This is a genomic window from Enterobacter sp. MALB-1, from assembly GCF_041021625.1.
In the GTDB taxonomy this organism is placed as follows: domain Bacteria; phylum Pseudomonadota; class Gammaproteobacteria; order Enterobacterales; family Enterobacteriaceae; genus Enterobacter; species Enterobacter oligotrophicus.
The window spans coordinates 606,447-631,182 of the sequence record NZ_JBDPJL010000001.1 but is presented as its reverse complement, the minus strand read 5'-3'; the positions used below and the strand labels follow the sequence as shown (position 1 = coordinate 631,182).

General features: G+C 54.4%; 28 protein-coding genes. 20 read left to right on the top strand and 8 right to left on the bottom strand.

Translation table 11 applies throughout. The annotated features are described in order from the left end of the window. Positions 1 to 13 precede the first annotated feature (13 nt). On the bottom strand, positions 14 to 1,348 hold the full coding sequence (locus tag ABGB15_RS03060) for an MFS transporter (protein WP_152082370.1): 1,335 nt from the start codon (positions 1,346 to 1,348) through the stop codon (positions 14 to 16). Between the two features lie 412 nt (positions 1,349 to 1,760). Between ABGB15_RS03060 and garD the strand changes: the two genes are divergently transcribed. Continuing rightward, positions 1,761 to 3,332, top strand: a complete 1,572-nt coding sequence (gene garD, locus ABGB15_RS03055; RefSeq protein ID WP_215722448.1) for a galactarate dehydratase — start codon at positions 1,761 to 1,763, stop codon at positions 3,330 to 3,332. A 57-nt stretch (positions 3,333 to 3,389) separates the two neighbouring features. Here the strand turns inward: garD and ABGB15_RS03050 are convergent, their stop codons facing one another. Continuing rightward, a complete protein-coding gene (locus tag ABGB15_RS03050) occupies positions 3,390 to 4,193 on the bottom strand; it encodes a DeoR family transcriptional regulator (RefSeq protein WP_215722447.1) in 804 nt (267 codons plus the stop codon). 239 nt (positions 4,194 to 4,432) lie between these two features. On the opposite strand from ABGB15_RS03050, the gene kbaZ reads away from it, so the two are divergent. The 12 genes from kbaZ to ABGB15_RS02990 all read left to right on the top strand — a co-directional run bounded on the left by kbaZ (position 4,433) and on the right by ABGB15_RS02990 (position 14,616). Next, positions 4,433 to 5,740, top strand: a complete 1,308-nt coding sequence (gene kbaZ, locus ABGB15_RS03045; protein WP_152082373.1) for a tagatose-bisphosphate aldolase subunit KbaZ — start codon at positions 4,433 to 4,435, stop codon at positions 5,738 to 5,740. A 19-nt stretch (positions 5,741 to 5,759) separates the two neighbouring features. Next, on the top strand, positions 5,760 to 6,233 hold the full coding sequence (agaV, locus tag ABGB15_RS03040) for a PTS N-acetylgalactosamine transporter subunit IIB (protein ID WP_215722446.1): 474 nt from the start codon (positions 5,760 to 5,762) through the stop codon (positions 6,231 to 6,233). Positions 6,234 to 6,243: 10 nt separating this feature from the next. Then, on the top strand, positions 6,244 to 7,023 hold the full coding sequence (agaW, locus tag ABGB15_RS03035; RefSeq protein WP_152082375.1) for a PTS N-acetylgalactosamine transporter subunit IIC: 780 nt from the start codon (positions 6,244 to 6,246) through the stop codon (positions 7,021 to 7,023). After that, positions 7,013 to 7,891, top strand: coding sequence for a PTS N-acetylgalactosamine transporter subunit IID (gene agaE / locus ABGB15_RS03030; protein WP_152082376.1), 879 nt, complete (start codon positions 7,013 to 7,015; stop codon positions 7,889 to 7,891). Before agaW ends, agaE begins: the two co-directional genes overlap by 11 nt. Before the next feature lie 16 nt (positions 7,892 to 7,907). Then, positions 7,908 to 8,342 (top strand): PTS galactosamine/N-acetylgalactosamine transporter subunit IIA, encoded by a 435-nt coding sequence (agaF, locus tag ABGB15_RS03025; RefSeq protein ID WP_215722445.1) that lies wholly within the window; start codon positions 7,908 to 7,910, stop codon positions 8,340 to 8,342. Continuing rightward, entirely contained in the window at positions 8,339 to 9,472 is a 1,134-nt protein-coding gene (gene nagA / locus ABGB15_RS03020; protein ID WP_215722444.1) for an N-acetylglucosamine-6-phosphate deacetylase, read from the top strand. Before agaF ends, nagA begins: the two co-directional genes overlap by 4 nt. A gap of 246 nt (positions 9,473 to 9,718) precedes the next feature. Then, positions 9,719 to 10,867, top strand: a complete 1,149-nt coding sequence (locus ABGB15_RS03015; protein WP_152082379.1) for an SIS domain-containing protein — start codon at positions 9,719 to 9,721, stop codon at positions 10,865 to 10,867. Between the two features lie 12 nt (positions 10,868 to 10,879). Beyond that, positions 10,880 to 11,755: a tagatose-bisphosphate aldolase subunit KbaY gene (kbaY, locus tag ABGB15_RS03010; RefSeq protein ID WP_215722443.1), complete on the top strand. Its 876-nt coding sequence runs from the start codon at positions 10,880 to 10,882 to the stop codon at positions 11,753 to 11,755. Positions 11,756 to 11,792: 37 nt separating this feature from the next. Continuing rightward, positions 11,793 to 12,269, top strand: coding sequence for a PTS galactosamine transporter subunit IIB (agaB, locus tag ABGB15_RS03005; protein WP_152082381.1), 477 nt, complete (start codon positions 11,793 to 11,795; stop codon positions 12,267 to 12,269). Positions 12,270 to 12,320: 51 nt separating this feature from the next. Beyond that, positions 12,321 to 13,124: a PTS galactosamine transporter subunit IIC gene (gene agaC / locus ABGB15_RS03000; protein WP_152082382.1), complete on the top strand. Its 804-nt coding sequence runs from the start codon at positions 12,321 to 12,323 to the stop codon at positions 13,122 to 13,124. Continuing rightward, positions 13,114 to 13,905 (top strand): PTS galactosamine transporter subunit IID, encoded by a 792-nt coding sequence (agaD, locus tag ABGB15_RS02995; RefSeq protein ID WP_152082383.1) that lies wholly within the window; start codon positions 13,114 to 13,116, stop codon positions 13,903 to 13,905. The genes agaC and agaD overlap by 11 nt, the downstream gene beginning before the upstream one ends. 6 nt (positions 13,906 to 13,911) lie before the next feature. Further along, entirely contained in the window at positions 13,912 to 14,616 is a 705-nt protein-coding gene (locus tag ABGB15_RS02990; RefSeq protein WP_215722513.1) for a galactosamine-6-phosphate isomerase, read from the top strand. A 112-nt stretch (positions 14,617 to 14,728) separates the two neighbouring features. Here ABGB15_RS02990 and rsmI read toward each other — a convergent pair whose 3' ends face one another. Next, positions 14,729 to 15,592, bottom strand: a complete 864-nt coding sequence (gene rsmI / locus ABGB15_RS02985; protein WP_152082384.1) for a 16S rRNA (cytidine(1402)-2'-O)-methyltransferase — start codon at positions 15,590 to 15,592, stop codon at positions 14,729 to 14,731. 60 nt (positions 15,593 to 15,652) lie between these two features. Between rsmI and ABGB15_RS02980 the strand changes: the two genes are divergently transcribed. The 4 genes from ABGB15_RS02980 to dolP are packed head-to-tail and all read left to right on the top strand — an operon-like array spanning position 15,653 to position 19,329. Next, on the top strand, positions 15,653 to 17,779 hold the full coding sequence (locus tag ABGB15_RS02980) for a penicillin-binding protein activator (RefSeq protein WP_215722442.1): 2,127 nt from the start codon (positions 15,653 to 15,655) through the stop codon (positions 17,777 to 17,779). Further along, on the top strand, positions 17,737 to 18,132 hold the full coding sequence (locus ABGB15_RS02975) for a YraN family protein (RefSeq protein ID WP_152082386.1): 396 nt from the start codon (positions 17,737 to 17,739) through the stop codon (positions 18,130 to 18,132). Before ABGB15_RS02980 ends, ABGB15_RS02975 begins: the two co-directional genes overlap by 43 nt. Positions 18,133 to 18,153: 21 nt before the next feature. Then, a complete protein-coding gene (diaA, locus tag ABGB15_RS02970; protein ID WP_045331019.1) occupies positions 18,154 to 18,744 on the top strand; it encodes a DnaA initiator-associating protein DiaA in 591 nt (196 codons plus the stop codon). 9 nt (positions 18,745 to 18,753) lie between these two features. Then, positions 18,754 to 19,329 carry a division/outer membrane stress-associated lipid-binding lipoprotein gene (dolP, locus tag ABGB15_RS02965; RefSeq protein ID WP_152082387.1) on the top strand — a complete coding sequence of 192 codons (576 nt, stop codon included), beginning with the start codon at positions 18,754 to 18,756 and terminating at the stop codon, positions 19,327 to 19,329. Between the two features lie 50 nt (positions 19,330 to 19,379). Here the strand turns inward: dolP and ABGB15_RS02960 are convergent, their stop codons facing one another. Together ABGB15_RS02960 and ABGB15_RS02955 are read right to left on the bottom strand one after the other, a co-directional pair. Then, positions 19,380 to 20,417: a permease gene (locus ABGB15_RS02960; protein WP_215722441.1), complete on the bottom strand. Its 1,038-nt coding sequence runs from the start codon at positions 20,415 to 20,417 to the stop codon at positions 19,380 to 19,382. A gap of 40 nt (positions 20,418 to 20,457) precedes the next feature. After that, positions 20,458 to 21,102, bottom strand: a complete 645-nt coding sequence (locus ABGB15_RS02955; RefSeq protein WP_215722440.1) for an NAD(P)H-binding protein — start codon at positions 21,100 to 21,102, stop codon at positions 20,458 to 20,460. Positions 21,103 to 21,229: 127 nt separating this feature from the next. Here ABGB15_RS02955 and ABGB15_RS02950 point away from each other — a divergent pair, with 127 nt between their 5' ends. Continuing rightward, positions 21,230 to 21,748: a type 1 glutamine amidotransferase domain-containing protein gene (locus ABGB15_RS02950; protein ID WP_152082390.1), complete on the top strand. Its 519-nt coding sequence runs from the start codon at positions 21,230 to 21,232 to the stop codon at positions 21,746 to 21,748. On the opposite strand, the gene ABGB15_RS02945 is transcribed toward ABGB15_RS02950, so the two are convergent. Further along, entirely contained in the window at positions 21,728 to 22,162 is a 435-nt protein-coding gene (locus ABGB15_RS02945) for a YhbP family protein (protein WP_215722439.1), read from the bottom strand. The genes ABGB15_RS02950 and ABGB15_RS02945 overlap by 21 nt on opposite strands. A 55-nt stretch (positions 22,163 to 22,217) precedes the next feature. Between ABGB15_RS02945 and ABGB15_RS02940 the strand changes: the two genes are divergently transcribed. Continuing rightward, entirely contained in the window at positions 22,218 to 22,505 is a 288-nt protein-coding gene (locus ABGB15_RS02940; protein ID WP_152082392.1) for a GIY-YIG nuclease family protein, read from the top strand. Here ABGB15_RS02940 and ABGB15_RS02935 read toward each other — a convergent pair. Together ABGB15_RS02935 and ABGB15_RS02930 are read right to left on the bottom strand one after the other, a co-directional pair. Continuing rightward, the gene (locus ABGB15_RS02935) at positions 22,492 to 22,995 is read right to left on the bottom strand and encodes a GNAT family N-acetyltransferase (RefSeq protein WP_152082393.1); all 504 of its coding nucleotides are present in this window, start codon (positions 22,993 to 22,995) and stop codon (positions 22,492 to 22,494) included. The genes ABGB15_RS02940 and ABGB15_RS02935 overlap by 14 nt on opposite strands. Then, entirely contained in the window at positions 22,989 to 23,513 is a 525-nt protein-coding gene (locus tag ABGB15_RS02930; protein ID WP_152082394.1) for an SCP2 domain-containing protein, read from the bottom strand. The genes ABGB15_RS02935 and ABGB15_RS02930 overlap by 7 nt, the downstream gene beginning before the upstream one ends. Before the next feature lie 220 nt (positions 23,514 to 23,733). Between ABGB15_RS02930 and ABGB15_RS02925 the strand changes: the two genes are divergently transcribed. Further along, positions 23,734 to 24,729 (top strand): peptidase U32 family protein, encoded by a 996-nt coding sequence (locus ABGB15_RS02925; RefSeq protein WP_152082395.1) that lies wholly within the window; start codon positions 23,734 to 23,736, stop codon positions 24,727 to 24,729. The last annotated feature ends 7 nt before the right edge of the window (positions 24,730 to 24,736 follow it).

Below are 24,736 nucleotides of genomic sequence, written 5' to 3'. Positions count from 1 at the left end.
CTTATACCTTTGCTTATTTCTGCAATTCCATACGTTTGATGTCGCCTACCACGAACAGGTAGCAGACCATCGCCATCAACGCTGAACAGCCAACGAATACCAGTGCCGCGTTGAACGAATGCAGTTCACTGACCAGATAACCAATGACCAGTGGAGTCGCAATCGACGCCACGTTGCCAAAGACGTTAAACACCCCGCCGCACAGGCCGACAATCTCTTTTGGTGCCGTGTCGGAAATCACCGGCCAGCCCAGCGCACCAAAGCCTTTGCCGAAGAACGCCAGCGCCATCAGGGCCACCACCAGCGTGGTGTTATTGGTGTAGTTACACAGAATGATGGACGACGCCAGCAGCATACCGAGCACAATTGGCAGCTTACGCGCCAGGGTGATCGACTTGCCCTGCTTAATCAGATAATCCGAGAACACCCCGCCCAGCACGCCACCGGCAAAACCGCACAGCGCCGGAATCGAGGCCACCAGGCCCACTTTCAGAATCGACATTCCCTTTTCCTGCACCAGATAAATCGGGAACCAGGTGAGGAAGAACCAGGTGATGGTGTTGATAAAGTATTGACCAAAAAAGACGCCCAGCATCATGCGGTTGGTCAATAACTGTTTGATGTAATGGAGCTTAGGACCGCTCGCAACCTGCGCACCCGGCTTTTTGTGGTCCATATCCACCACCGCGCCGCCTTCGGAGATGAACTTCAGCTCCTGCTCAGACATGCGCGGATGGTCGGTCGGGTTATGGATAAACTTCACCCAGATGCCGGTCAGCACAAAACCAATCACGCCCATCACGGTGAAGACATGTTCCCAGCCCCAGGCAAAGGTTAACCAGCCCAGCAGCGGAGAGAAGATTGCCAGTGAGAAATATTGCGCCGCATTAAAGAGAGCCGATGCCGTACCACGCTCTTTGGTCGGGAACCAGGCCGCCACAATACGGGCATTCGCCGGGAATGACGGCGCTTCCGAGAAGCCGAGCATAAAGCGCATGATAAACATCGACACGCCCGCCCAGGCCAGCGGGAAGACGTCCACAAAGCCCTGCAGGAATGTGAACAGCGACCAGAAGAACAGGCTATATGTGTAAACCTTTTTGGAGCCGAACTTATCGAGCAACCAGCCGCCGGGGATCTGCATCAGCAGGTAGGCCCAGCCAAACGCGGAAAAGATGTAACCCATTGAGACGGCGCTCAGTTGCAGTTCTTTCGCGACTTCCGTACCGGCAATGGAGAGCGTCGCACGGTCAGCATAGTTAATGGCCGTGACGATAAAAATAATGAGCAGAATTAAATATCGGGTGGGCACACCCTTTTTTGATTCTACAGTGGTATCCAGTATCATGTTTATTTCCTCGGGCATATCGATATTTTATATTTATAATTTTAAAAAGAGTATTTCCTGATTATTTATCGATAGCAGGTCATATCAGGTAATTAACCAGACGCAATGAAATCGTCATTCAGTATAATCATCGACCCGTGGCTTAACACTGGATTAAAGCTCAATAATTGACGCTATTTTTAATAATATTTTGAGCATATGCACAAAGCACTGGGCGCTAATGCACAGAATCACGGATTAGCACCCAGGTAGCGCCACTTCTCGCCTCAGCGAGTGATCTGGATCACATTCTTATATCTGAAGTCCTGACATTCTTTATTTAAGAAAGCAGCATCTTTATTTCGATAATAAGAAAATAGATACCGATCTGCCTGCATTTATTATCAGACATTTTGCTGGAGAATACTGAACAATGGCCGACATTGAAATTCGACAAGCATCGCCGACGGCGTTTTATATAAAAGTACACGATACCGATAACGTGGCGATTATTGTTAACGACAACGGCTTAAAAGCGGGAACCCGTTTCCCGGACGGGCTGGAACTGATTGAGCATATTCCACAAGGGCATAAAGTTGCGCTGGTGGATATCCCCGCGCACGGTGAAATCGTGCGTTACGGGGAAGTCATTGGCTATGCGGTGCGCGCCATCCCGCAAGGAAGCTGGATTGAGGAGTCGCTGGTTGAGCTGCCTAAAGCGCCGCCGCTGAACACCCTGCCGCTGGCAACACGCGTGCCTGAACCGCTGCCACCGCTGGAAGGGTATACCTTTGAAGGCTATCGCAACGCGGACGGCAGCGTCGGCACCAAAAACCTGCTCGGCATTACCACCAGCGTGCACTGCGTGGCGGGCGTGGTCGATTACGTGGTGAAAATCATCGAACGCGATCTGCTGCCGAAATACCCGAACGTGGACGGCGTAGTCGGGCTGAACCACCTTTACGGCTGCGGCGTGGCGATCAACGCGCCCGCAGCGGTCGTGCCTATTCGTACCATCCACAACATCGCGCTGAACCCGAACTTTGGCGGTGAGGTCATGGTGATTGGCCTCGGCTGTGAAAAACTACAGCCAGAACGTCTGCTGCAGGGCACCGAGGATGTGAAAGCGATTCCGGCAGACGATGCCAGCATCGTGCGTCTGCAGGACGAACACCACGTCGGTTTTCGTTCAATGGTCGACGATATTCTTCAGGTGGCGGAACGTCATCTGGACAAACTCAACACGCGCCAGCGCGAGACCTGCCCGGCTTCTGAGCTGGTGGTGGGTACCCAGTGCGGCGGCAGCGATGCGTTTTCCGGCGTCACCGCTAACCCGGCGGTGGGGTATGCGTCCGACCTTTTCGTCCGCTGCGGTGCCACGGTGATGTTCTCAGAAGTCACCGAAGTGCGTGATGCCATCCATCTTCTTACGCCGCGCGCTGTCAGCGAAGAGGTCGGCAAGCGCCTGCTGGAAGAGATGGCCTGGTACGATAACTATCTTGATATGGGTAAAACCGACCGCAGCGCCAACCCGTCTCCGGGGAATAAAAAAGGCGGCCTGGCAAACGTGGTGGAAAAAGCCCTCGGTTCAATTGCCAAATCCGGGCAGAGCGCCATTGCGGAAGTGCTCTCTCCCGGCCAGCGCCCAACCAAACGCGGCCTGATTTATGCGGCAACGCCAGCCAGTGATTTTGTTTGCGGCACGCAGCAGGTGGCATCCGGCATTACGGTGCAGGTCTTCACCACCGGACGCGGCACGCCGTATGGCCTGATGGCAGTGCCGGTCATCAAGATGGCGACGCGTACCGAGCTGGCAAACCGCTGGTATGACTTAATGGATATCAACGCGGGCACCATCGCCACCGGGGAAGAGAGCATTGAGGAGGTAGGCTGGAAGTTGTTCCACTTCATTCTGGATGTGGCGAGCGGCAGGAAGAAAACCTTCTCCGACCAATGGGGATTACATAATCAGCTGGCGGTGTTTAACCCGGCACCGGTGACGTGATGTCCCCTCACCCTGCCCTCTCCCCACAGGGGAGAGGGTAAAAACTGCACCGAGCCTTTAAACCAGCACCACATCAATTCCGCTTTTCCGCAACCCGTCCAGACTCTCCGCCGGAATACCTTCATCGACAATAATCATATCAATCCGTTGCGTATCAATGATTTTATGCAGGCTTGAGCGGTTAAACTTGCTAGAGTCTGTGACCACAATAATGCGCTCTGCCACCTCGCACATTTTGCGATTCAGGCGTGCTTCATCTTCATTGTGCGTGCTCACACCGCGATCGAGATCGATGGCGTCGACGCCCAGAAACAGCAGGTCAAAATGGTAATTCTGTAATGATTGCTCCGCCTGGTCGCCATAGAAAGATTGCGACTGACGGCGTAAATGCCCGCCGGTCATCAGCAATTCCACCCCTTCCGCTTCCAGCAACGCGTTTGCGACATTCATGCCGTTGGTCATCGCAATCACATCCGTATGCTGGCGCAGCATACGGGCGATTTCAAACGTCGTGGTGCCGGAGTCCAGAATGATACGGTGTCCTGGCTTTACCAGCTCAGCCGCCGCCTGAGCGATGCTGCGCTTCACTGCCGTATTCAGAGAGCTTTTATCCTCAACGGAAGGCTCAACGCCAGGCGTATTCCCTTCGCAAATCAACGCTCCACCGTAAGCGCGAACGGCAATCCCCTGCTTTTCCAGGAAGGCCAGATCGTTACGGATCGTCACCGTCGACACACCGTATAAATGAGAAAGATCGTTAACCTGCACGCTTCCCTGCGCCCGCAACCGCTGAATAATCTGCTCTCGCCTTTCACTGGTGCCGGTGATGCGTTTTTCTGCGGATGAATCGGTGCTGCTCATGCGAGCTCCTTAATAAATAAACTTTCGTTTCATTTCGTTTTGCCTATTAAGGCCTTTCTTTTACGGGAATGCAAGTCCTGTCTGGCCATCAGACACAAGCATACCAGCGGCTGAAACCTTTCATTATGTTTCTTTTGTGAAACAGATCGGAAAACTATTATCTTTCGTTTTATTTTTATACCACCATGATGCAGGATTAAATGAAACAAAACGAAAGATGAATACCATCACCATCCGAAATGGAGAGGAAAGTGAAACATCTGACAGAAATGGTGGAACAACATAAACGGGGGAATGCAAACGGGATTTATGCCGTCTGTTCCGCACATCCATTGGTACTTGAAGCTGCAATTCGCTACGCGCATTCGCATCAGACGCCGCTATTAATTGAAGCCACCTCCAACCAGGTGGATCAGTTTGGCGGCTATACCGGTATGACGCCCGCTGATTTTCACGGGTTTGTCTGGCAGCTGGCCGCGTCACTCGGTTTGCCGACATCACAGCTGATCCTCGGGGGCGATCATTTAGGGCCTAACCGGTGGCAAAATTTGCCTGCGCATCAGGCGATGGCAAATGCCGACGATCTGATCAAAAGCTATGTTGCTGCCGGATTCAAAAAGATCCATCTCGACTGCAGCATGTCCTGTGAAGACGATCCGGTGCCGTTAACCGATGCAATCGTCGCGCAACGTGCGGCTCGTCTGGCGAAAATCGCCGAAAAGACCTGTCGCGAACAGTTTGGTACATCGGATCTGGTTTACGTTATCGGTACAGAGGTCCCCGTTCCCGGCGGCGCACACGAGACGCTGACCGAACTCGACGTCACCACGCCAGACGCGGCCCGCGCCACGCTTGAAGCGCACCGCCACGCATTCGAAAAAGAGGGCTTGAGCGACATCTGGCCGCGCATTATTGGTCTGGTGGTTCAGCCCGGCGTCGAATTTGACCACGCGCACGTCTGCGATTATCAGCCACACAAAGCCGTCGCGCTGAGCAAAATGGTGGAAGCGTACGACACGCTGGTGTTTGAAGCGCACTCCACCGATTACCAGACACCACAGGCGCTTCGTCAACTGGTGAAAGATCACTTTGCCATCCTGAAAGTTGGCCCTGCCCTGACCTTCGCCCTGCGCGAAGCGCTGTTCTCACTGGCCGCCATTGAAGAAGAATTGCTGCCTGCAAAAGCCAGCTCTGGCCTGCGCCATGTGCTGGAAAACGTGATGCTTGACCGGCCGGAATACTGGCAAAGCCATTACCACGGTGACGGTAATGCCCGACGCCTGGCGCGCGGCTACAGCTACTCCGACCGCGTGCGCTATTACTGGCCCGACAGCCAGATTGACGACGCCTTTGAACGACTGGTACGCAACCTGGTGGATGAACCGATCCCGCTGCCGCTAATTAGCCAGTACCTGCCGTTGCAGTACAGCAAAGTTCGCGAGGGTGCTCTCAAGTCAACACCACGGGAACTCATCATCGACCACATTCAGGACATACTTCAGCAGTACCATGCCGCCTGCGAAGGCGTAACGACTCAAAACACATAATTAAAAAGAGGAAAACGCTATGCCAAACATTGTCTTATGCCGCATTGATGAACGTCTGATTCACGGTCAGGTGGGCGTGCAGTGGGTCGGGTTTGCGGGGGCAAACCTGGTGCTGGTGGCAAACGATGAGGTTGCAGACGATCCGGTTCAGCAAAACCTGATGGAAATGGTGCTTGCGGAAGGGATTGCCGTTCGCTTCTGGTCGCTGCAAAAAGTGATCGACAATATTCACCGCGCCGCCGACCGTCAGAAAATCCTGCTGGTCTGCAAATCACCCGCCGATTTTTTAACGCTGGTTGAGGGTGGCGTGCCCATTACCCGTATCAACGTAGGAAACATGCACTACGCCAATGGCAAACAACAAATTGCCAAAACGGTATCTGTCGACGCGAACGATATCGCCGCGTTCAACGGCCTGAAATCTGCCGGAGTGGAATGCTTCGTTCAGGGCGTTCCAACAGAAACTGCTTTGGATCTCTTTAAACTGCTTTGAGGGATTCACAATGGAAATCAGTCTGTTGCAGGCATTCGCACTGGGCCTTCTCGCCTTTATCGCGGGCCTGGATATGTTTAACGGGTTAACACACATGCACCGCCCGGTTGTGCTAGGGCCATTGGTCGGCTTGATTTTGGGCGATCTGCATACCGGTATTTTGACCGGCGGTACGTTAGAGCTGGTCTGGATGGGGCTGGCTCCGCTGGCAGGCGCACAGCCGCCAAACGTGATTATCGGCACCATTGTGGGTACGACATTCGCAATTACTACGGGCGTAAAACCGGATGTCGCCGTTGGCGTCGCCGTCCCGTTTGCCGTCGCGGTGCAGATGGGGATTACTTTCCTGTTCTCGGTGATGTCCGGCGTCATGTCCCGCTGCGATCGCATGGCCGCCAATGCCGATACCCACGGTATTGAACGGGTCAACTATCTGGCGCTGCTGGCACTCGGTATTTTCTATTTTTTGTGCGCGTTCCTGCCAATTTACTTCGGTGCGGAACATGCGAAAACCGCCATTGATGTCCTGCCGGAGCGTCTGATTGACGGCCTCGGTGTCGCGGGCGGCATCATGCCAGCCATCGGCTTCGCCGTATTGCTGAAGATCATGATGAAAAACGTCTACATCCCTTACTTCATTATCGGTTTTGTTGCCGCCGCCTGGCTCAAGTTGCCTGTACTGGCGATTGCAGCCGCCGCGCTGGCAATGGCGCTAATCGACCTGCTGCGTAAATCGCCTGAACCGACGGCCCCTGCAGCCCAGAAAGAGGAATTCGAAGATGGCATCTAATCACACAACGTTGCCGGGCGTGTCCGAAAGCGAAGAGACGCTGCTCACCGGCGTAAATGAAAACGTCTATGAAGACCAAAACATCGGTGCCGAGTTGACGAAAAAGGATATTAACCGCGTAGCCTGGCGTTCCATGCTTTTGCAGGCCTCGTTTAACTACGAACGTATGCAGGCCTCCGGCTGGCTGTATGGGTTACTGCCCGCGCTGAAAAAAATCCACACCAACAAGCGGGATCTGGCGCGCGCCATGAAGGGCCATATGGGCTTCTTCAACACTCACCCATTCCTGGTGACCTTCGTTATCGGCATTATTCTGGCGATGGAACGCTCCAAGCAGGATGTAAACAGCATTCAGAGCACCAAAATTGCCGTGGGTGCGCCCCTCGGCGGTATCGGTGACGCTATGTTCTGGCTGACGCTACTGCCAATTTGCGGTGGTATTGGTGCCAGCCTGGCGCTTCAAGGCTCCATTCTTGGTGCCGTAGTTTTCATCGTGCTGTTTAACGTGGTGCATCTCGGCCTGCGTTTTGGTCTGGCGCACTACGCTTATCGTATGGGCGTTGCGGCAATCCCACTGATTAAAGCCAACACCAGGAAGGTCGGGCACGCGGCCTCCATCGTCGGGATGACGGTGATCGGCGCACTGGTCGCAACCTATGTCCGCCTTAATACGACGCTCGAAATCAAAGCGGGTGATGCGGTTGTCAAACTACAAACCGACGTGATCGACAAGCTGATGCCTGCCTTCCTGCCACTGGTCTACACCCTGGCCATGTTCTGGCTGGTACGCCGTGGCTGGAGCCCGCTGCGCCTGATTGGTATCACCGTAGTGCTGGGCGTTGTCGGTAAATTCTGTCACTTCCTGTAAAAGCAAAGAGGTTACGATGTTAGGCATTATTTTGACGGGTCACGGTGGTTTTGCCAGCGGGCTTGAGCAAGCGATGAAGCAGATCCTCGGCGAACAGCCGCAATTTATCGCCATAGATTTTCCTGAAACGTCAACGACCGCGCTACTAACCGTTCAGCTTGAGCAGGCGGTGAGCGACCTGGACGGACAACACGATATTGTGTTTCTCACCGATCTGCTGGGCGGGACGCCGTTTCGTGTTGCTTCTACGCTCGCCATGCAAAGACCGGGTTGCGAAGTCATTACCGGCACTAATCTTCAGCTTTTGCTTGAGATGGTGCTGGAGCGCGACGGGTTAAGCAGCGAAGCGTTTCGTCTGCAGGCGCTGGAGTGTGGCCATCGCGGCCTGACCAGCCTGGTGGATGAACTGGGACGCTGCCGTGAGGAAACGCCCGCTGAGGAAGGGATATGAGCCAACGGCTTCGTGCGCGTCGTCTGCTTACCGAACAGGGCTGGCTTGAAGACCACCAGCTCCGTATTGAAGATGGGGTCATCACGGCGATTGAACCCATCCCTGCGGGCGTGACCACCCGCGATGCTGAACTGCTTTGCCCGGCCTATATCGATACCCATGTTCACGGCGGTGCGGGCGTGGATGTCATGGATGATGCACCCGATGTACTGGACACTCTGGCTATGCATAAGGCGCGTGAAGGTGCAGGCGCATTTTTACCGACCACCGTCACTGCGCCGCTGGAAACCATTCACGCGGCGCTAACGCGAATTGCCCGACGCTGTCAGTCCGGTGGCCCTGGCGCACAGGTTCTGGGCAGTTATCTGGAAGGCCCGTACTTTACCCCGCAGAACAAAGGGGCACATCCGCCAGGGCTGTTCCGGGAGCTGGAGATCCCCGAGCTGGATGCGCTGATTGCAGTCTCGCAAAATACGTTACGCGTGGTGGCGCTGGCACCGGAAAAACCCGGCGCTTTGCGGGCAATTCGCCATCTTAAACAGCGAGGCATACGGGTCATGCTCGGACACAGCGCCGCCACGTATGCTCAAACCCGTGCTGCTTTTGACGCAGGCGCTGACGGGCTGGTGCACTGCTATAACGGCATGACGGGGCTGCACCACAGGGAACCTGGCATGGTGGGCGCAGGGCTTACGGATAAACGCGCATGGCTGGAATTGATCGCTGATGGGCATCACGTCCACCCTGGTGCGATGCAGTTGTGCTGCTGTTGTGCGAAAGAACGGGTAGTACTGATCACCGATGCCATGCAGGCTGCAGGTATGCCCGACGGACAGTATTCGCTGTGCGGCGAAGAGGTCATGATGCAAAACGGCGTGGTCCGTACCGCTTCCGGTGGGCTGGCGGGCAGCACATTGTCGCTGGATGCCGCGGTGCGAAATATGGTGGAACACGCGGGGATAACAGCCGAAGACGCTATCCATATGGCCTCACTACATCCTGCCCGCCTTTTGGGTATTGATAGACATCTCGGATCGTTAGTGCCGGGCAAACGCGCAAATATCATCGCGCTGGGCGGAGATTTACTCCTCCAGCAGATCTGGATTCAGGGCCAGGCTCTCCCCCTTTAGCCCTTTCATTGTGTGCCCCATTGGCCTTACGACATAAGATCGTAAGGCCTTTCTTTTCCTTTCCTTAATTCTTCGCTTTCCTTTTACGATCACACTTTTCGTTTTATTTCTTTTCTTTTGTTGAACTTTCGATTTCTTTTCTATAGATTTTATTTAACTGATTAAGTGAACAAGTGAAACGAAACGAAAGACATCGGCACGTTTACCAGCGTCTGATGTGGAATTCACAAGACTAAGGACTGAGTTATGCCAGAAATCAAAACCGCCACGACCACCGGCACCTGGACCGAAGAAGAGATACTGCAGCAGCCCGCCTGTTGGGTCCGCTCGCTCAATAATATTGATAACCTGCGTTCGTCGATCGACAGTTTCCTGACGCCATTGCTGCGCAAGGACGATCTGCAGATTGTGCTGACGGGCGCTGGCACCTCCGCATTTATCGGCGACATTATTGCGCCATGGCTCGCCAGCCACACCGGTAAAAACATCACCGCCGTACCGACGACCGATCTGGTCACGAACCCGATGGATTACTTCAGCCCCGCACACCCACTGCTGCTGGTCTCTTTTGCCCGTTCCGGCAATAGCCCTGAAAGCGTAGCCGCCGTTAAGCTGGCGGACCAGTTTGTGCCGGAGTGCTATCACCTGTCGATTACCTGCAATGAGGCGGGAAGCCTGTACCAGAATGCCGTCGACAGTGATAACGCTTATGCACTGCTGATGCCAGCTGAAACGCACGATCGCGGGTTCGCGATGACCAGCAGCATTACCACCATGATGGCAAGCTGCCTGGCCGTATTTGCACCGGAGCGGATCAACAGCACAACGTTCCGGGACGTGGCCGATCGCTGTCAGGCGATCCTCACCTCACTTGGGGATTTCAGCCACGGCGTCTTCGGCAACGATCCGTGGAAAAGGATCGTCTATCTGGGAAGCGGTGGACTACAGGGCGCGGCGCGTGAATCGGCGCTGAAAGTGCTGGAGCTGACCGCAGGCAAACTGGCGGCATTCTATGATTCCCCCACCGGTTTCCGCCACGGGCCGAAGTCACTGATAGATAACAAAACGCTGGTCGTCGTGTTTGTCTCCAGCCATCCGTATACCCGTCAATACGATCTGGATCTGCTGGCAGAACTGCGCCGTGATCGTCAGGCCATGCACGTGGTCGCCATTGCCGCCGAAACCGATCCGGTCATCGAAGCGGGCCCGCATATTCTGCTGCCGCCTTCACGCATGTTTATCGATGTGGAGCAGGCGTTCTGCTTCCTGATGTACGCCCAGGTTTTTGCCCTGACCCAGTCCCTGAATGTAGGCAACACCCCGGATTCGCCATCAGCCAGCGGCACAGTCAACCGTGTGGTGCAGGGCGTGATTATTCATCCGTGGCAGGCTTAAGAGGATCGCATCATGAGTATTATCTCAACTAAATATCTTCTGCAGGATGCACAGGCAAAAGGTTACGCCGTTCCTGCATTTAACATCCATAATGCCGAAACGATCCAGGCGATCCTCGAAGTGTGTAGCGAAATGCGTTCGCCAGTGATCCTCGCCGGCACGCCGGGCACTTTTAAACATATTGCGCTCGAAGAGATCTACGCCCTGTGCAGTGCGTACTCTATCACCTACGACATGCCGCTGGCGCTGCATCTCGATCACCACGAATCACTGGACGATATTCGTCGCAAGGTCCACGCTGGCGTGCGAAGTGCGATGATCGACGGCAGTCATTATCCGTTTGAGCAAAACGTGAAGCTGGTGAAATCCGTGGTTGATTTTTGCCACCTCAACGACTGCAGCGTCGAGGCCGAACTGGGCCGTCTGGGCGGTGTAGAAGATGACATGAGCGTCGACGCCGAAAGCGCGTTTCTGACCGACCCACAGGAAGCAAAACGCTTTATTGAGTTGACCAGCGTCGACAGCCTTGCCGTCGCCATCGGAACCGCGCATGGCCTGTATACCAAACGCCCTAAAATTGACTTCCAGCGACTGGCCGAGATCCGTGATGTAGTGACGGTTCCACTGGTACTGCACGGCGCGAGTGATGTGCCAGATGAATATGTACGCCGTACCATTGAACTGGGGGTCTGCAAAGTCAACGTGGCAACTGAGCTGAAAATTGCCTTCTCTGACGCGGTCAAAGCCTGGTTTGCCGAAAATCCACAGGGTAACGATCCACGTTTCTACATGCGCGTTGGCATGGACGCGATGAAAGAAGTGGTCAGAAGCAAAATTATCGTTTGCGGTTCGGCGGATAAATTAACGTTGAACCCTGTGACGGTGTAAATGTGTAAACACCAGAAAATGTTTAGGAGCAGAGGATATGAGTACACCGAATATTTTATTGACTCGCATCGACAATCGCCTGGTACATGGACAGGTAGGTGTGACCTGGACATCCACAATTGGCGCGAACTTGTTGATAGTCGTTGATGATGAAGTGGCAAAAGACGAAATCCAGCAAAAGCTAATGGGAATAACAGCAGAAACCTATGGGTTTGGTATCCGGTTTTTTTCTGTTGAAAAAACCACGGCCATTATCGCTAAGGCCGCACCACATCAAAAAATTTTCCTGATCTGTCGAACGCCTGAAACAGTGAAAAAATTGATTGAAGGTGGCGTATCGCTGAAAGATGTCAACGTGGGGAATATGCATTTTTCTGAAGGAAAGAGACAAATCAGCAGCAAAGTTTATGTCGACGATAACGATCTGAACGATCTTCGTTTTATTAAACGAAGTGGCGTAAACATCTTTATTCAGGATGTGCCTGGTGATGCGAAAGAAGGCATTCCTGACTAATTGTGCTGTCTCGACATTCTAAAAAACGGGTCACGATTACGAGGCAATAAAATGCATGAAATAACATTAGTTCAGGGTCTATCTCTGGCAGCATTAGTCTTCATTTTGGGAATCGATTTTTGGCTGGAAGCTCTTTTTCTATTTCGCCCTATCATCGTTTGTACACTTACAGGCGCGATTCTGGGCGATATCCATATTGGCTTGATCACCGGCGGCCTGACGGAACTGGCTTTTGCCGGGCTAACCCCGGCCGGAGGCGTGCAGCCGCCCAATCCCATCATGGCTGGGGTAATGACCACCGTTATCGCCTGGTCAACGGGAGTTGACGCTAAAACAGCCATCGGACTTGGTCTGCCATTTAGCCTGCTGATGCAGTACGTCATCCTGTTCTTTTACTCGGCATTTTCACTGTTTATGTCCAGGGCGGATAAATGTGCGAAAGAGGCTAATACTGCGGCGTTTGCTCGTCTCAACTGGACGACAACGCTCATTGTCGCTTGCACTTACGCCATTATCGCTTTTCTTTGTACCTACCTTGCACAGGGCGCAATGCAGGCTCTGGTAAAAGCCATGCCCGGCTGGCTTACACATGGCTTTGAAGTCGCAGGCGGTATCCTGCCTGCGGTGGGCTTTGGTTTGCTGCTTCGCGTGATGTTTAAAGCACAGTATATCCCTTATCTGATCGCCGGGTTTTTGTTCGTCTGTTATATCCAGGTCAGTAATTTGCTGCCTGTCGCCGTACTGGGTGCCGGGTTCGCGGTGTATGAGTTCTTTAACGCTAAATCCAGAAATGCCGCCCAGCCTCCAGCTGCGAGCGTAAAAAACGATGAAGAGGACTACAGCAATGGGATCTGAAATCAGTAAAAAAGATATTACTCGCCTGGGATTCCGCTCTTCTTTGCTTCAGGCAAGTTTTAACTACGAACGTATGCAGGCTGGTGGGTTTACCTGGGCTATGCTGCCCATTCTCAAAAAGATCTACAAAGACGATAAAGATGGTCTGAGCGCCGCAATGAAAGATCATCTGGAATTTATTAATACCCATCCAAATCTGGTGGGTTTCCTGATGGGCTTGCTGATCTCAATGGAAGAGAAAGGTGAAAACCGCAGCACGATAAAAGGGTTGAAAGTGGCTCTCTTCGGGCCAATTGCCGGGATTGGTGACGCAATTTTTTGGTTTACATTGCTGCCGATTATGGCCGGGATTTGCTCATCATTTGCCAGCCAGGGAAATTTATTGGGACCCATCCTTTTCTTCGCCGTCTATCTCGCGATTTTCTTCCTGCGTGTCGGCTGGACGCATGTTGGATACACCGTCGGAATCAAGGCGATTGATAAGGTGCGGGAAAATTCGCAGATGATTGCCCGTTCGGCAACCATACTGGGTATTACGGTTATTGGCGGACTGATCGCCTCGTACGTCCATATCAATGTAGTGACTACGTTTGCCATCGACAGCACCCATAATGTTGCACTCCAGCAGGATTTCTTCGACAAGGTATTCCCCAATATTTTACCGATGGGATATACCTTGCTGATGTATTACCTGCTGCGTGTGAAGAAAGCGCATCCTGTCCTGCTGATTGCCATTACGTTTGTGCTGGCCATTGCCGGCTCGGCATTCGGAGTTCTTTAAATGAACATGATCTCTTTTCAGGAATATCCTGATTATGAAAGCGTTAGCGAAGCCGCCAGCGAGCAATTACTGGCACTGGTTCAGCGTAAGCCCAATGCGGTGATTTGCGTGGCTACGGGGGCAACCCCATTACTGACCTATCAACGTTTCGTTGACAAAGTAAAATCAGAAAAGGCAGATGTCAGTCGAGTGACCTTTGTAAAGCTGGATGAATGGGTAGGTTTAGCACCTGATAACCCTGCGACTTGCGAGGCTTTCCTGCAACTGCATCTTCTTAAGCCACTCGGCATTGAGCCTGAGCGTTATATAGCGTTTACACCCGACAAAGCGGATCACGAAGAGTCGGCCCGCGTTGTCAGGGAAATTGCGGAGTGCGGTGGTTTAGATCTTTGTGTGTTAGGCATTGGCAAAAACGGGCATCTGGGTCTAAACGAACCGGATGAATGGCTGGAGCCTGCTTGTCATATTACTTCTCTTGATGAGCGTACTCGCTTGCACGATATGCTTAAACAGGCCGACAGACCTGTCGAGCAAGGCATTACACTAGGCTTGAAAGATATACTGGCGGCAAAAGAAGTATTGTTGCTGGTTGCAGGTGAAGGCAAGCAACAAGCGTTTTCGGCATTGAGAGAAAGAAAAGTTTCAACGAAAGTACCGGCGTCCTTCCTTTGGTTACATCCAAAAACGTCTTGTCTTTATTGCTCAATGTAGAAAAATGCCGGACAGATATGCTTATTTGTCTTTTCCGGGATTGATGCTGATAGTTTCAAGTTTATAAGCCGGGCAAGCGCAGCTCTGCCCGGCAAAACAAACGAGTAAAAATTTACTCCCCTTGCTGCTCCAGCGCATACTTATACAGCGCATTTTTCTTCACGCCGTGGATCTCAGCCGCCAGCGCAGCCGCTTTCTTAAGGGGCAATTCTGCCTGCAGAAGCGCCAGCGTGCGCAGCGCATCGGCTGGCAGGGCATCCTCTTCCGCTTTATGCCCTTCAACAATCAGCACCATTTCGCCTTTGCGACGGTTTTCGTCTTCCTTCACCCACGCCAGCAATTCACCCACTGGCGCACCGTAGATGGTTTCCCAGGTTTTGGTCAGCTCGCGCGCCAGCACCACGTAGCGGCCTTCGCCCCAGACGGTGACCATGTCTTCCAGGCTTTCCAGCAGACGATGGGTGGATTCGTAGAAAATCAGCGTGCGCGGTTCGGCTTCCAGATCTTTTAACACATCGCGACGGCCTTTGGATTTAGCTGGCAGGAAACCTTCATAGCAGAAACGATCGGACGGCAGACCCGCAGCGCTTAGCGCCGCAATGGCAGCACACGGCCCCGGCAACGGCACCACGCGGATGCCCGCTTCACGGCAGGTACGCACCAGATGGTAGCCAGGATCGTTAATCAGCGGCGTCCCCGCGTCGGAGACCAGCGCAATGTTCTGCCCCTCTTTCAGCTTCGCGACCAGCGTGTCGGCTTTTTGTTGCTCATTGTGATCGTGCAGGGCAAACAAACGGGCGTTAATTGCGAAGTGTTGCAGCAGTAGCCCCGTATGACGGGTATCTTCAGCGGCAATTAAATCAACAGCTTGCAATACGGTCAGCGCACGTTGGGTAATATCAGACAAATTCCCGATAGGAGTAGGTACAATATAAAGCTGGCCTTGAGAATTATCTGCCGTTTCGTGTTGTTTCATTGTTTAGTCCGTATTGCCGATTTAATATTGAGCATTGCGTAAAAAATCACTGGATACAGTATGGTACCGTTAACGTTTCTTCGAACAAAAGCCGCGCGCAGCGTGCCGCTTCTGCTGGCAGCCCTGATCTTTGCAGGCTGTGGCACCCAGGCACCCGACCAGAGCACTGCCCATATGCAGGGTTCCGCTCAGGCTGATTCTGGCTTTTATCTGCAACAAATGTCGCAGAGCTCAAATGATACCAGGATCAACTGGCAATTACTCGCCATTCGTGCACTGCTGAAAGAAGGCAAAACGCAGCAGGCCGCCGAACTGTTCAACCAGTTGCCGCAGGATCTTAACGACACACAGCGTCGTGAGCAGAGCTTACTGTCTGCCGAGCTGAAAGTGGCGCAGAAAGATTACGCGGCGGCGAAAAAGACCCTCGGCAACATTGACCTGAGCGCACTGGATAAAAACCAGCAGGCCCGTTTCTGGCAGGCGGGCATCACGGCGGAGCAGGGGCGTCCTTCTCTGCAACTTCTTCGCGCGTTGATCGCGCAAGAGCCATTGCTTAGCGGTGCGGATAAGCAAAAAAATATCGATGCCACCTGGCAGGCGCTGGCCTCCATGACCCAGGAACAAGCCCAGACTCTGGTCATTAACGCGGATGAGAACGTGCTGCAGGGCTGGCTGGATCTACAGCAAATGTGGTTCAACAACCGCAGCGATCCCAACATGCTGAAAGCCGGTATCACCGACTGGCAGACCCGCTATCCGCAAAATCCTGGTGCCAAAATGCTGCCAACGCAGCTGGTGAATGTGCAGAACTTTAAACCCGCGTCCACCAGCAAAATCGCCCTGCTACTGCCATTGAACGGCCAGGCAGCGGTGTTTGGTCGTACCATTCAGCAGGGTTTTGAAGCCGCGAAAAACGGTACGACTGCGGTGACCGGCAGTGCGGTTCCAATGCAGGCGGCGCAGGCAGCGAATGTGAACGATGTTGTCAGCCCTTCTGCGGCAGAGACCAGCGATTTGACCACTGCACAAACGCCTGCGCAGGGCACAATGCAGAACCCGGTCACGGCACCGACCACGCCTCCGGCTGCGGCACCTGCACCTGCACCTGCCGTTCAGGCTCCGGTCGATGCGGAACAGACGCCACCGCAGACAACTCAACCAGAACAGCAACCGGCAGCACAGCCACAGGCTGTTGCAACCACCAGCGCTAACCCTGGTGCTGAGCTGAAAATTTACGACACCAGCGCACAGCCGCTTGACCAGGTTCTGGCGCAGGTTCAGCAGGACGGGGCCAGTATCGTTGTTGGCCCGCTGCTGAAAAATAACGTCGAAGCGCTGATGAAAAGCAATACCACGCTGAACGTGCTGGCGCTCAACCAGCCTGAGCAGGTGCAGAACCGCGCTAACATCTGCTATTTCGCGCTTTCTCCTGAAGACGAAGCCCGCGATGCAGCACGTCACATTCACGAGCAGGGGAAACAGGCCCCCTTACTGCTGATCCCACGCAGTGCGCTGGGTGACCGCGTGGCAACTGCGTTTGCCGAAGAGTGGCAGAAGATCGGCGGTGGCGTAGTGCTGCAGCAGAAATTTGGCTCTGCTTCTGAACTGAGAGCAGGCGTAAACGGCGGCGCGGGTATTGCGCTCAACGGTAGTCCGGTCACCGCAAGCCTGCCGCAGCAGCAGAGCGTGACCATCGGTGGCCTGACTATCCCTGCCCCGCCAACCGATGCGCAGATCAGCGGTGGTGGCAAAGTGGATGCGGCTTATATCGTTGCCACGCCGGAAGAGATCGCCTTTATCAAGCCAATGATCGCGATGCGTAATGGCAGCCAGAGCGGTGCAACGCTCTATGCCAGCTCGCGCAGCGCGCAAGGCACGGCAGGCCCGGATTTCCGTCTGGAAATGGAAGGCTTGCAGTACAGCGAGATCCCCATGCTGGCGGGCAGCAACCCGGCGCTGATGCAGCAGGCGCTGAGCGCAGTGCGTAACGACTACTCTCTGGCGCGTCTGTACGCCATGGGCGTGGATGCATGGGCGCTGGCAAACCACTTTACCCAGATGCGTCAGGTGCCGGGCTTTGAGCTTAACGGCAACACCGGCGATCTGACCGCCACTCAGGATTGTGTGATTAACAGGAAGTTATCATGGCTCAAATACCAGCAGGGGCAGATCGTCCCGGCCAGTTAAGCCGCAAACAGACCGGCGATGCGTGGGAGTTAAAAGCGCGTCGCTGGCTTGAAGGCAAAGGACTGCGCTTTATCGCCGCCAACGTGCGTGGACGTGGCGGCGAAATCGACCTGATTATGAAAGATGGTCAGGTCACCGTGTTTGTAGAAGTGCGTTTCCGACAGTCGTCCCGTTTTGGCGGTGCTGCCGCCAGCGTGACGCTCGCCAAACAACATAAATTATTACAGACTGCCCACTTGTGGCTTGCCCGCCATAATGGGAGTTTTGATACTGTGGATTGCCGGTTCGATGTGGTAGCCTTCACCGGAAACGAGATCGACTGGCTGAAAAACGCTTTTGGCGAAGACGCATAATTAAGATTTAAAAGGGATAACGTGCTCGAAAGAATTAAAGTGTGCTTCACGGAAAGCATTCAAACGCAGATTGCCGCGGCAGAAGCCCTGCCGGATGCGATCTCCCGCGCAGCGATGACGCTGGTCCAGTCTCTGCTCAACGGCAACAAAATCCTCTGTTGTGGCAATGGCACCTCCGCCGCCAACGCACAGCATTTTGCTGCCAGCATGATCAATCGTTTTGAAACAGAACGTCCAAGTTTGCCTGCTATTGCACTAAATACCGATAATGTGGTCTTAACTGCGATTGCAAACGATCGTCTGCATGACGAGATTTACGCAAAGCAGGTGCGCGCCTTAGGCCATACCGGAGACGTGCTGCTGGCCATCTCCACGCGCGGCAACAGCCGGGATATCGTCAAAGCCGTTGAAGCGGCGGTGACCCGCGATATGACCATCGTTGCGTTAACCGGCTATGACGGCGGTGAGCTAGCCGGTCTGCTGGGGCCGCAGGATGTGGAGATCCGCATTCCTTCACACCGTAGCGCTCGCATCCAGGAGATGCATATGCTCACGGTGAACTGTTTATGCGATTTGATCGATAACACGCTTTTCCCTCACCAGGATGATTAAGGAGTTCTAATGAAGGCTTTATCGACCCTCGCAGTCGTGATGTCTGCACTGCTACTTCAGGGATGTATCGCGGCGGCCGTTGTGGGTACGGCAGCTGTCGGCACCAAAGCGGCGACCGATCCGCGCTCTGTCGGCACACAGGTTGATGACGGTACGCTGGAGCTGCGCGTTAACAGTGCGCTGTCGAAAGACGAACAGATCAAGAAAGAAGCGCGCATCAACGTGACGGCATACCAGGGCAAAGTGCTGCTGGCAGGCCAGGCACCGAATATGGATCTCGCCAACCGCGCCAAACAGATTGCAATGGGTGTCGAAGGGACGTCAGAGGTGTTTAACGAAGTGCGTCAGGGCCAGCCGATTGGTCTGGGCACGGCGTCGTCCGATACCTGGATCACCACCAAAGTACGTTCCCAGTTGTTGGGTACAGACCAGGTGAAATCCTCAAACGTGAAAGTCACCACCGAGAACGGCGAAGTGTTCCTGCTGGGCCTGGTGACGGAACGTGAAGGCAAAGCGGCAGCGGATATCGCCAGCCGGGTGAGCGGCGTGAAGCACGTCACCACCGCGTTTACCTACATTAAGTAATCCACATCTGACTGCAGGCCCGGTAAGCGCTAGCGCCACCGGGCTTTTTTTTAAACCAACGCAATACTTCCCACAATCACCCCACTTAACGCCACCAGCCCCGCCGTTAACCACAGCGCTTTCGCCGGGAAAGACTTACGCAGCATGATAAGCGACGGCAGGCTTACCGCCGGTAGCGTGATTAACAGCGCCAGCGCCGGCGCGGTGCCCATACCGGCCAGCATCATGGTCTGGACAATTGGAATTTCCGCCGCCGTTGGGATCACAAACAGGCACCCTGCCACCGCCATCGCAATCACCCACAGCAGAGAATTATCAATAGCGCCATCCGCATGCGGGAACAGCCATACGCGCGCCGCTCCCAGCACCAGTACCGCCAGGATATAAACCGGGATGGTGCTCCAGAAAAGCTGCCACAGCGCTTTGCCCCAGCGGGCGAAGAAACCGCCCTGCGGCTCGCTGACGTCAAGCTCAACAGACGCAGGCTCCACCGTTTTGTCTTTCACCAGATATTGCACCAGCGTCGCCACCACCAGTACCGTCAGTAGCCCTGCAACCAGGCGGATAAACGCGAAATACCAGCCGAGAACAAAACCCATAAACACCAGCGTTGCCGGGTTGAGCAGCGGGTTACCCATCCAGAATGCCAGCGCACCGCCCATCGACACGCGCTGACGGCGCATGCCTGCCGCAACTGGCGCAGCGCAGCAGGAGCACATCATGCCCGGCAGAGAGAAAATCGTCCCCAGTAGCGTGCCCTGAAAGCGTGGCTGGCCTAACGTTTTCACCAGCCAGTGGCGCGGGATCAACACCTGTATCAGTGAACCCAGCAGCACGCCTAACACAGCGGCTTTCCAGACGGCAAGGAAGTAGACCATCGCATAATCCCACGCTGCCTGAAGCGGGCTGGAATCCGCCTGGGCGAGAATGGATTTACCGATGCTGTGCGTGTCGGCGGCGGTGAAGGCTTTACCGTAATACGGCTGCCATTTCACGTACCAGAGGCCAATGATGACCACGAGAAAGAAGAGTGCGGGCTTCCACCACTGAACAGGTGTTGCCGCCTGAGATGAAGACTGACCAGTCATAGCATTCCCCGGAGAGTATTATTTAATAAGCTCGGGGAGTTTACGCCTCGCCCTGCGCGATTTCACGCAGTTTTGCCGAAGGAATAATGTTCACACCCTCTTTCGAGGGAGTTAACGCCTCTTTCAGCATCGCGCGCGCCACATCCCGTGCTTCGATGGATTTCCAGTTACCGGGAAGGATGCGGAACAGAGGGGCGAAAAACGACTCGTTAAAACGGCGTTCGTCGCGGTGCCCAAGCAGCATAGAGGGGCGCACGATCGTCAGTTGTTCCCAGTTTTGCGCAATCAGCGCATCTTCCATCTTGCCCTTCACCTTGTTGTAGAAGAAGGGCGAGCTTGCGTTCGCGCCATGCGCGCTAACCACCAGGAAATGTTTCGCACCCAGCTTTTTCGCCGTCAGGGCGGTATCCACCACCAGCGTGTAGTCGGCGTGGACAAATGCCTCTTTACTGCCCGCCTCGCGACGCGTCGTACCGAGGCAGCAAAAAGCAATATCAATCGGGTCCTGCACCTGCGCCAGCGCATCAGTCAGTTGGGGATCACAGGGATTAAAGACGCCGGATATGTCAGCAAGCGGGCGACGCGTCGGCGCAGCGATGTAATTCACCTTGCGCTCCTGGAGCAGCAACCGCAGCAGGTGTCCACCCACCAGCCCTGTTGCACCTGTAATCAGTACCTGGCTCATCTCTCCCCCTTTACAGAATTGTCCGTTTGCGATTTCAACCAGCTCTACCACACTTAAAAGTCTGTTCAGGTAAGTATTTACCACAAACGGGAAATAAACAGTCTGAAGCGAAAACAACGGAGGAACCATGGGTAAAAAAATCGCAGTCCTGATTACCGACGAGTTTGAAGATTCAGAGTTCACCTCTCCTGCAGAGGCATTCCGCAAGGCGGGACATGAGGTCATCACCATTGAGAAAGAGGCGGGTAAAACCGTGAAAGGCCACAAAGGCGAAGCCAGCGTGACGATTGACGAATCTATTGATAACGTCAGTCCGTCTGATTTCGATGCCCTGCTGTTACCCGGCGGCCATTCACCGGATTCCCTGCGCGGAGACGAACGCTTCGTGACCTTCACCCGCGATTTCGTTAACACTGGCAAGCCGGTCTTTGCCATATGCCACGGCCCGCAACTGCTGATCAGCGCCGACGTGGTACGCGGGCGTAAGCTCACCGCCGTGAAACCGATCGTTATCGATCTGAAAAATGCGGGCGCGGAGTTTTACGATCAGGAGGTGGTTAACGATAAGGATCAGTTGATCACCAGCCGAACCCCGGACGATCTGCCCGCCTTCAACCGTGAAGCGCTACGCCTGCTCGGCGCGTAACCAGTGCAGCTTTTTGCCAAAGCCCAGCGTGTTGTCGGTAAATTTCAGCTCATCGAGGCGGATTTCCCACACCGAGGCGTTTAAGGCAGCGGCAATCGGGAAGCGGCGCGTATAGCGTTTACGCTGCGCGTCGCTCTCTTCTCCGTCGAGGCGACGGATCTCCCCTTTAAACTGCAGGCCGCGGATCAGCGCGACCGTTTTCGGCTGGCCGTTAACCGTACCTGCAACCTTTGCCTGCTGGCCCGTCATTTGCGCGTGACGCGTTTTGTCTTCACTCATGACATAGAAAGCAACGCGCTCAGGATCGTAGAAGTAGAACGCGTTCGCACACCACATCTCCCCTTCGCTATACACGCACCAGGTAACAACATGCTGCTTCGCCAGCCAGCGGTTGATGGCGACCAGTGTTTCCATTTTCGTTCTCTCTCGTGCTATGGTGCGTTCACCTTAACATACTGAACTTTATACCGTGTGCTGGTTTCTCTATCTTGTCCGAACGGCTGATAACGCACTCTACACCGGGATCACCACCGATGTGGCGCGGCGTTTCCTGCAACATCAAACGGGAAAAGGGGCAAAAGCGCTGCGGGGGAAAGGGGAATTAGAGTTGGCCTTTTCTGCCGCCGTGGGCGACAGATCGCTGGCGCTCAGGCTGGAATACCGCATTAAGCAGCTCACAAAGCGCCAGAAAGAGCGCCTCGTCACCGGAGATGGCTCCTTTGAGGCGCTACGCGAAAGCCTGATTAAAAGCGATTGAAATGGTCGTGGTATTCCACCAGACCATTAACCCCATTCAGCGCGTCATCCGCCAGACGATGCACCTGGAACGCGGATTCAGTGCCCGGCCAGCGACAGCGCAGATCGTAATGCGCCGCCTGCTCGAAGCCCAGGCGACCATAAAACGCCGGATCGCCCAGCGCAACAACCGCCGCGTAGCCAAACTCGTTCAGTGAATCCAGCCCTTCGTAAACCAGCTGGCGCGCAAGCCCCTGCCCACGGTAGTGTTCATCAACCGCCAGCGGTGCCATTCCTACCCACTGTAGCTCTTCGCCCTGAACGGTAACCGGGCTGAAAGCAACATAGCCAACCACCTGACCTTCGTCATCGGTGGCAACCAGCCCCAGTGTAATCAGGCCGTCTTCGCGGAGATCGTGAACCAGTTGAGCTTCCGCATCGCTCGCAAAAGCGCGGCGTAACAGCGCATCAATACCTGGTGCATCAATCCCAATTTCGACTCGAATCAGCATGGCTCACCTACTGAAGTGTGTTTACTTTCCGGCGGGGTTTTCAACCCAGCCTCAACGAAATCTGCCATTTGCATCAACATGATACGCAGTGCTTTTGGCATCTGATCCAGCTCAATAGCATCCATCAAATTTTTAACGTACAGGCCGAGTTCCGTGTCACCTTCAATGACCAGACGGCGCTGGAAAAAGAGTGTATCCGGATCTTGCTTACGTGCCGCGATCATCAGCAGATCGCTGGCATTGGCGCTAAAGCTCACGTCCGCCTCAGCGGACTCCTGCACAATTAACTGGTCGTTCTCGACCGAGGTAAACCAGCGCAGCCCAATATCACGGACATTAATACTCAGCCAGCGGCCTTCCAGAAACTCCAGCTCGCCGTCCTGCAGCGCCTGGCGGAATTGCCAGCTCAGCACCTGCTCCAGCACCTGGCGTTTTAGCGCAAACGGTGCCAGTTTTACCGGTACGCTCAGCATTGATGGGCCAAATTGTACGAGACGTGAACGCAGTTTATCCAGCACGAGCTTTACTCCCTGATATCTATAGTCCTGTTATTTTGCCATATCCCTGCGAGAACATAGCGGCGTAAATCAACAAACTGTCGTCCGGTGTACCTCATTATTGGTGTCATCAATACGCCATTAGCTGCCTTAAATCAAAAATTGTCGCGTATGGGTTAATTAAAATCCCAGTTCGTTAACAATTTTGCGATCGCTGCGATCGACAACATCAGGATAAATTATGGAGCTGCTCTGCCCTGCCGGAAACCTTCCGGCGCTTAAGGCGGCCATCGAAAATGGGGCCGATGCGGTCTATATCGGGCTGAAAGATGATACTAACGCCCGCCATTTTGCTGGTCTTAACTTTACGGAAAAAAAGCTCCAGGAAGCCGTTAACTTCGTTCATCAGCATCGCCGTAAGCTGCATATTGCCATCAATACCTTTGCCCATCCTGATGGCTACGCCCGCTGGCAGCGCGCGGTGGATATGGCGGCACAACTGGGTGCCGACGCGTTAATCCTGGCCGACCTCGCCATGCTTGAGTATGCGGCAGAACGTTATCCGCATATTGAGCGCCACGTCTCTGTTCAGGCATCCGCCACCAACGAAGAAGCGGTGCGTTTTTACCATCAACACTTTGACGTCGCCCGCGTGGTGCTGCCGCGTGTGCTCTCTATTCATCAGGTTAAGCAACTCGCGCGCGTCACGCCAGTGCCGCTGGAAGTTTTTGCCTTTGGTAGCCTGTGCATTATGGCCGAAGGGCGGTGTTATCTTTCTTCCTATTTAACCGGTGAATCACCGAACACCGTAGGTGCCTGCTCGCCTGCCCGCTTTGTTCGCTGGCAGCAAACCCCGCAGGGGCTGGAGTCTCGCCTGAACGACGTGCTGATCGACCGCTACCAGGACGGCGAAAACGCAGGTTACCCGACGCTGTGTAAAGGCCGTTACCTGGTCGACGGCGAGCGTTACCACGCGCTGGAAGAACCAACCAGCCTCAACACGCTGGAGCTGCTGCCGGAACTGCTGGCGGCGAATATTGCCTCGGTGAAAATTGAAGGACGCCAGCGCAGCCCGGCCTACGTGAGCCAGGTGGCGAAAGTGTGGCGTCAGGCCATTGACCGCTGCATGGCCGACCCGCAGAACTATGCTCCGCAACCGGCCTGGATGGAGACGCTTGGCGCGATGTCCGAAGGCACACAAACCACGCTTGGTGCGTACCACCGTAAATGGCAGTGAGATAACC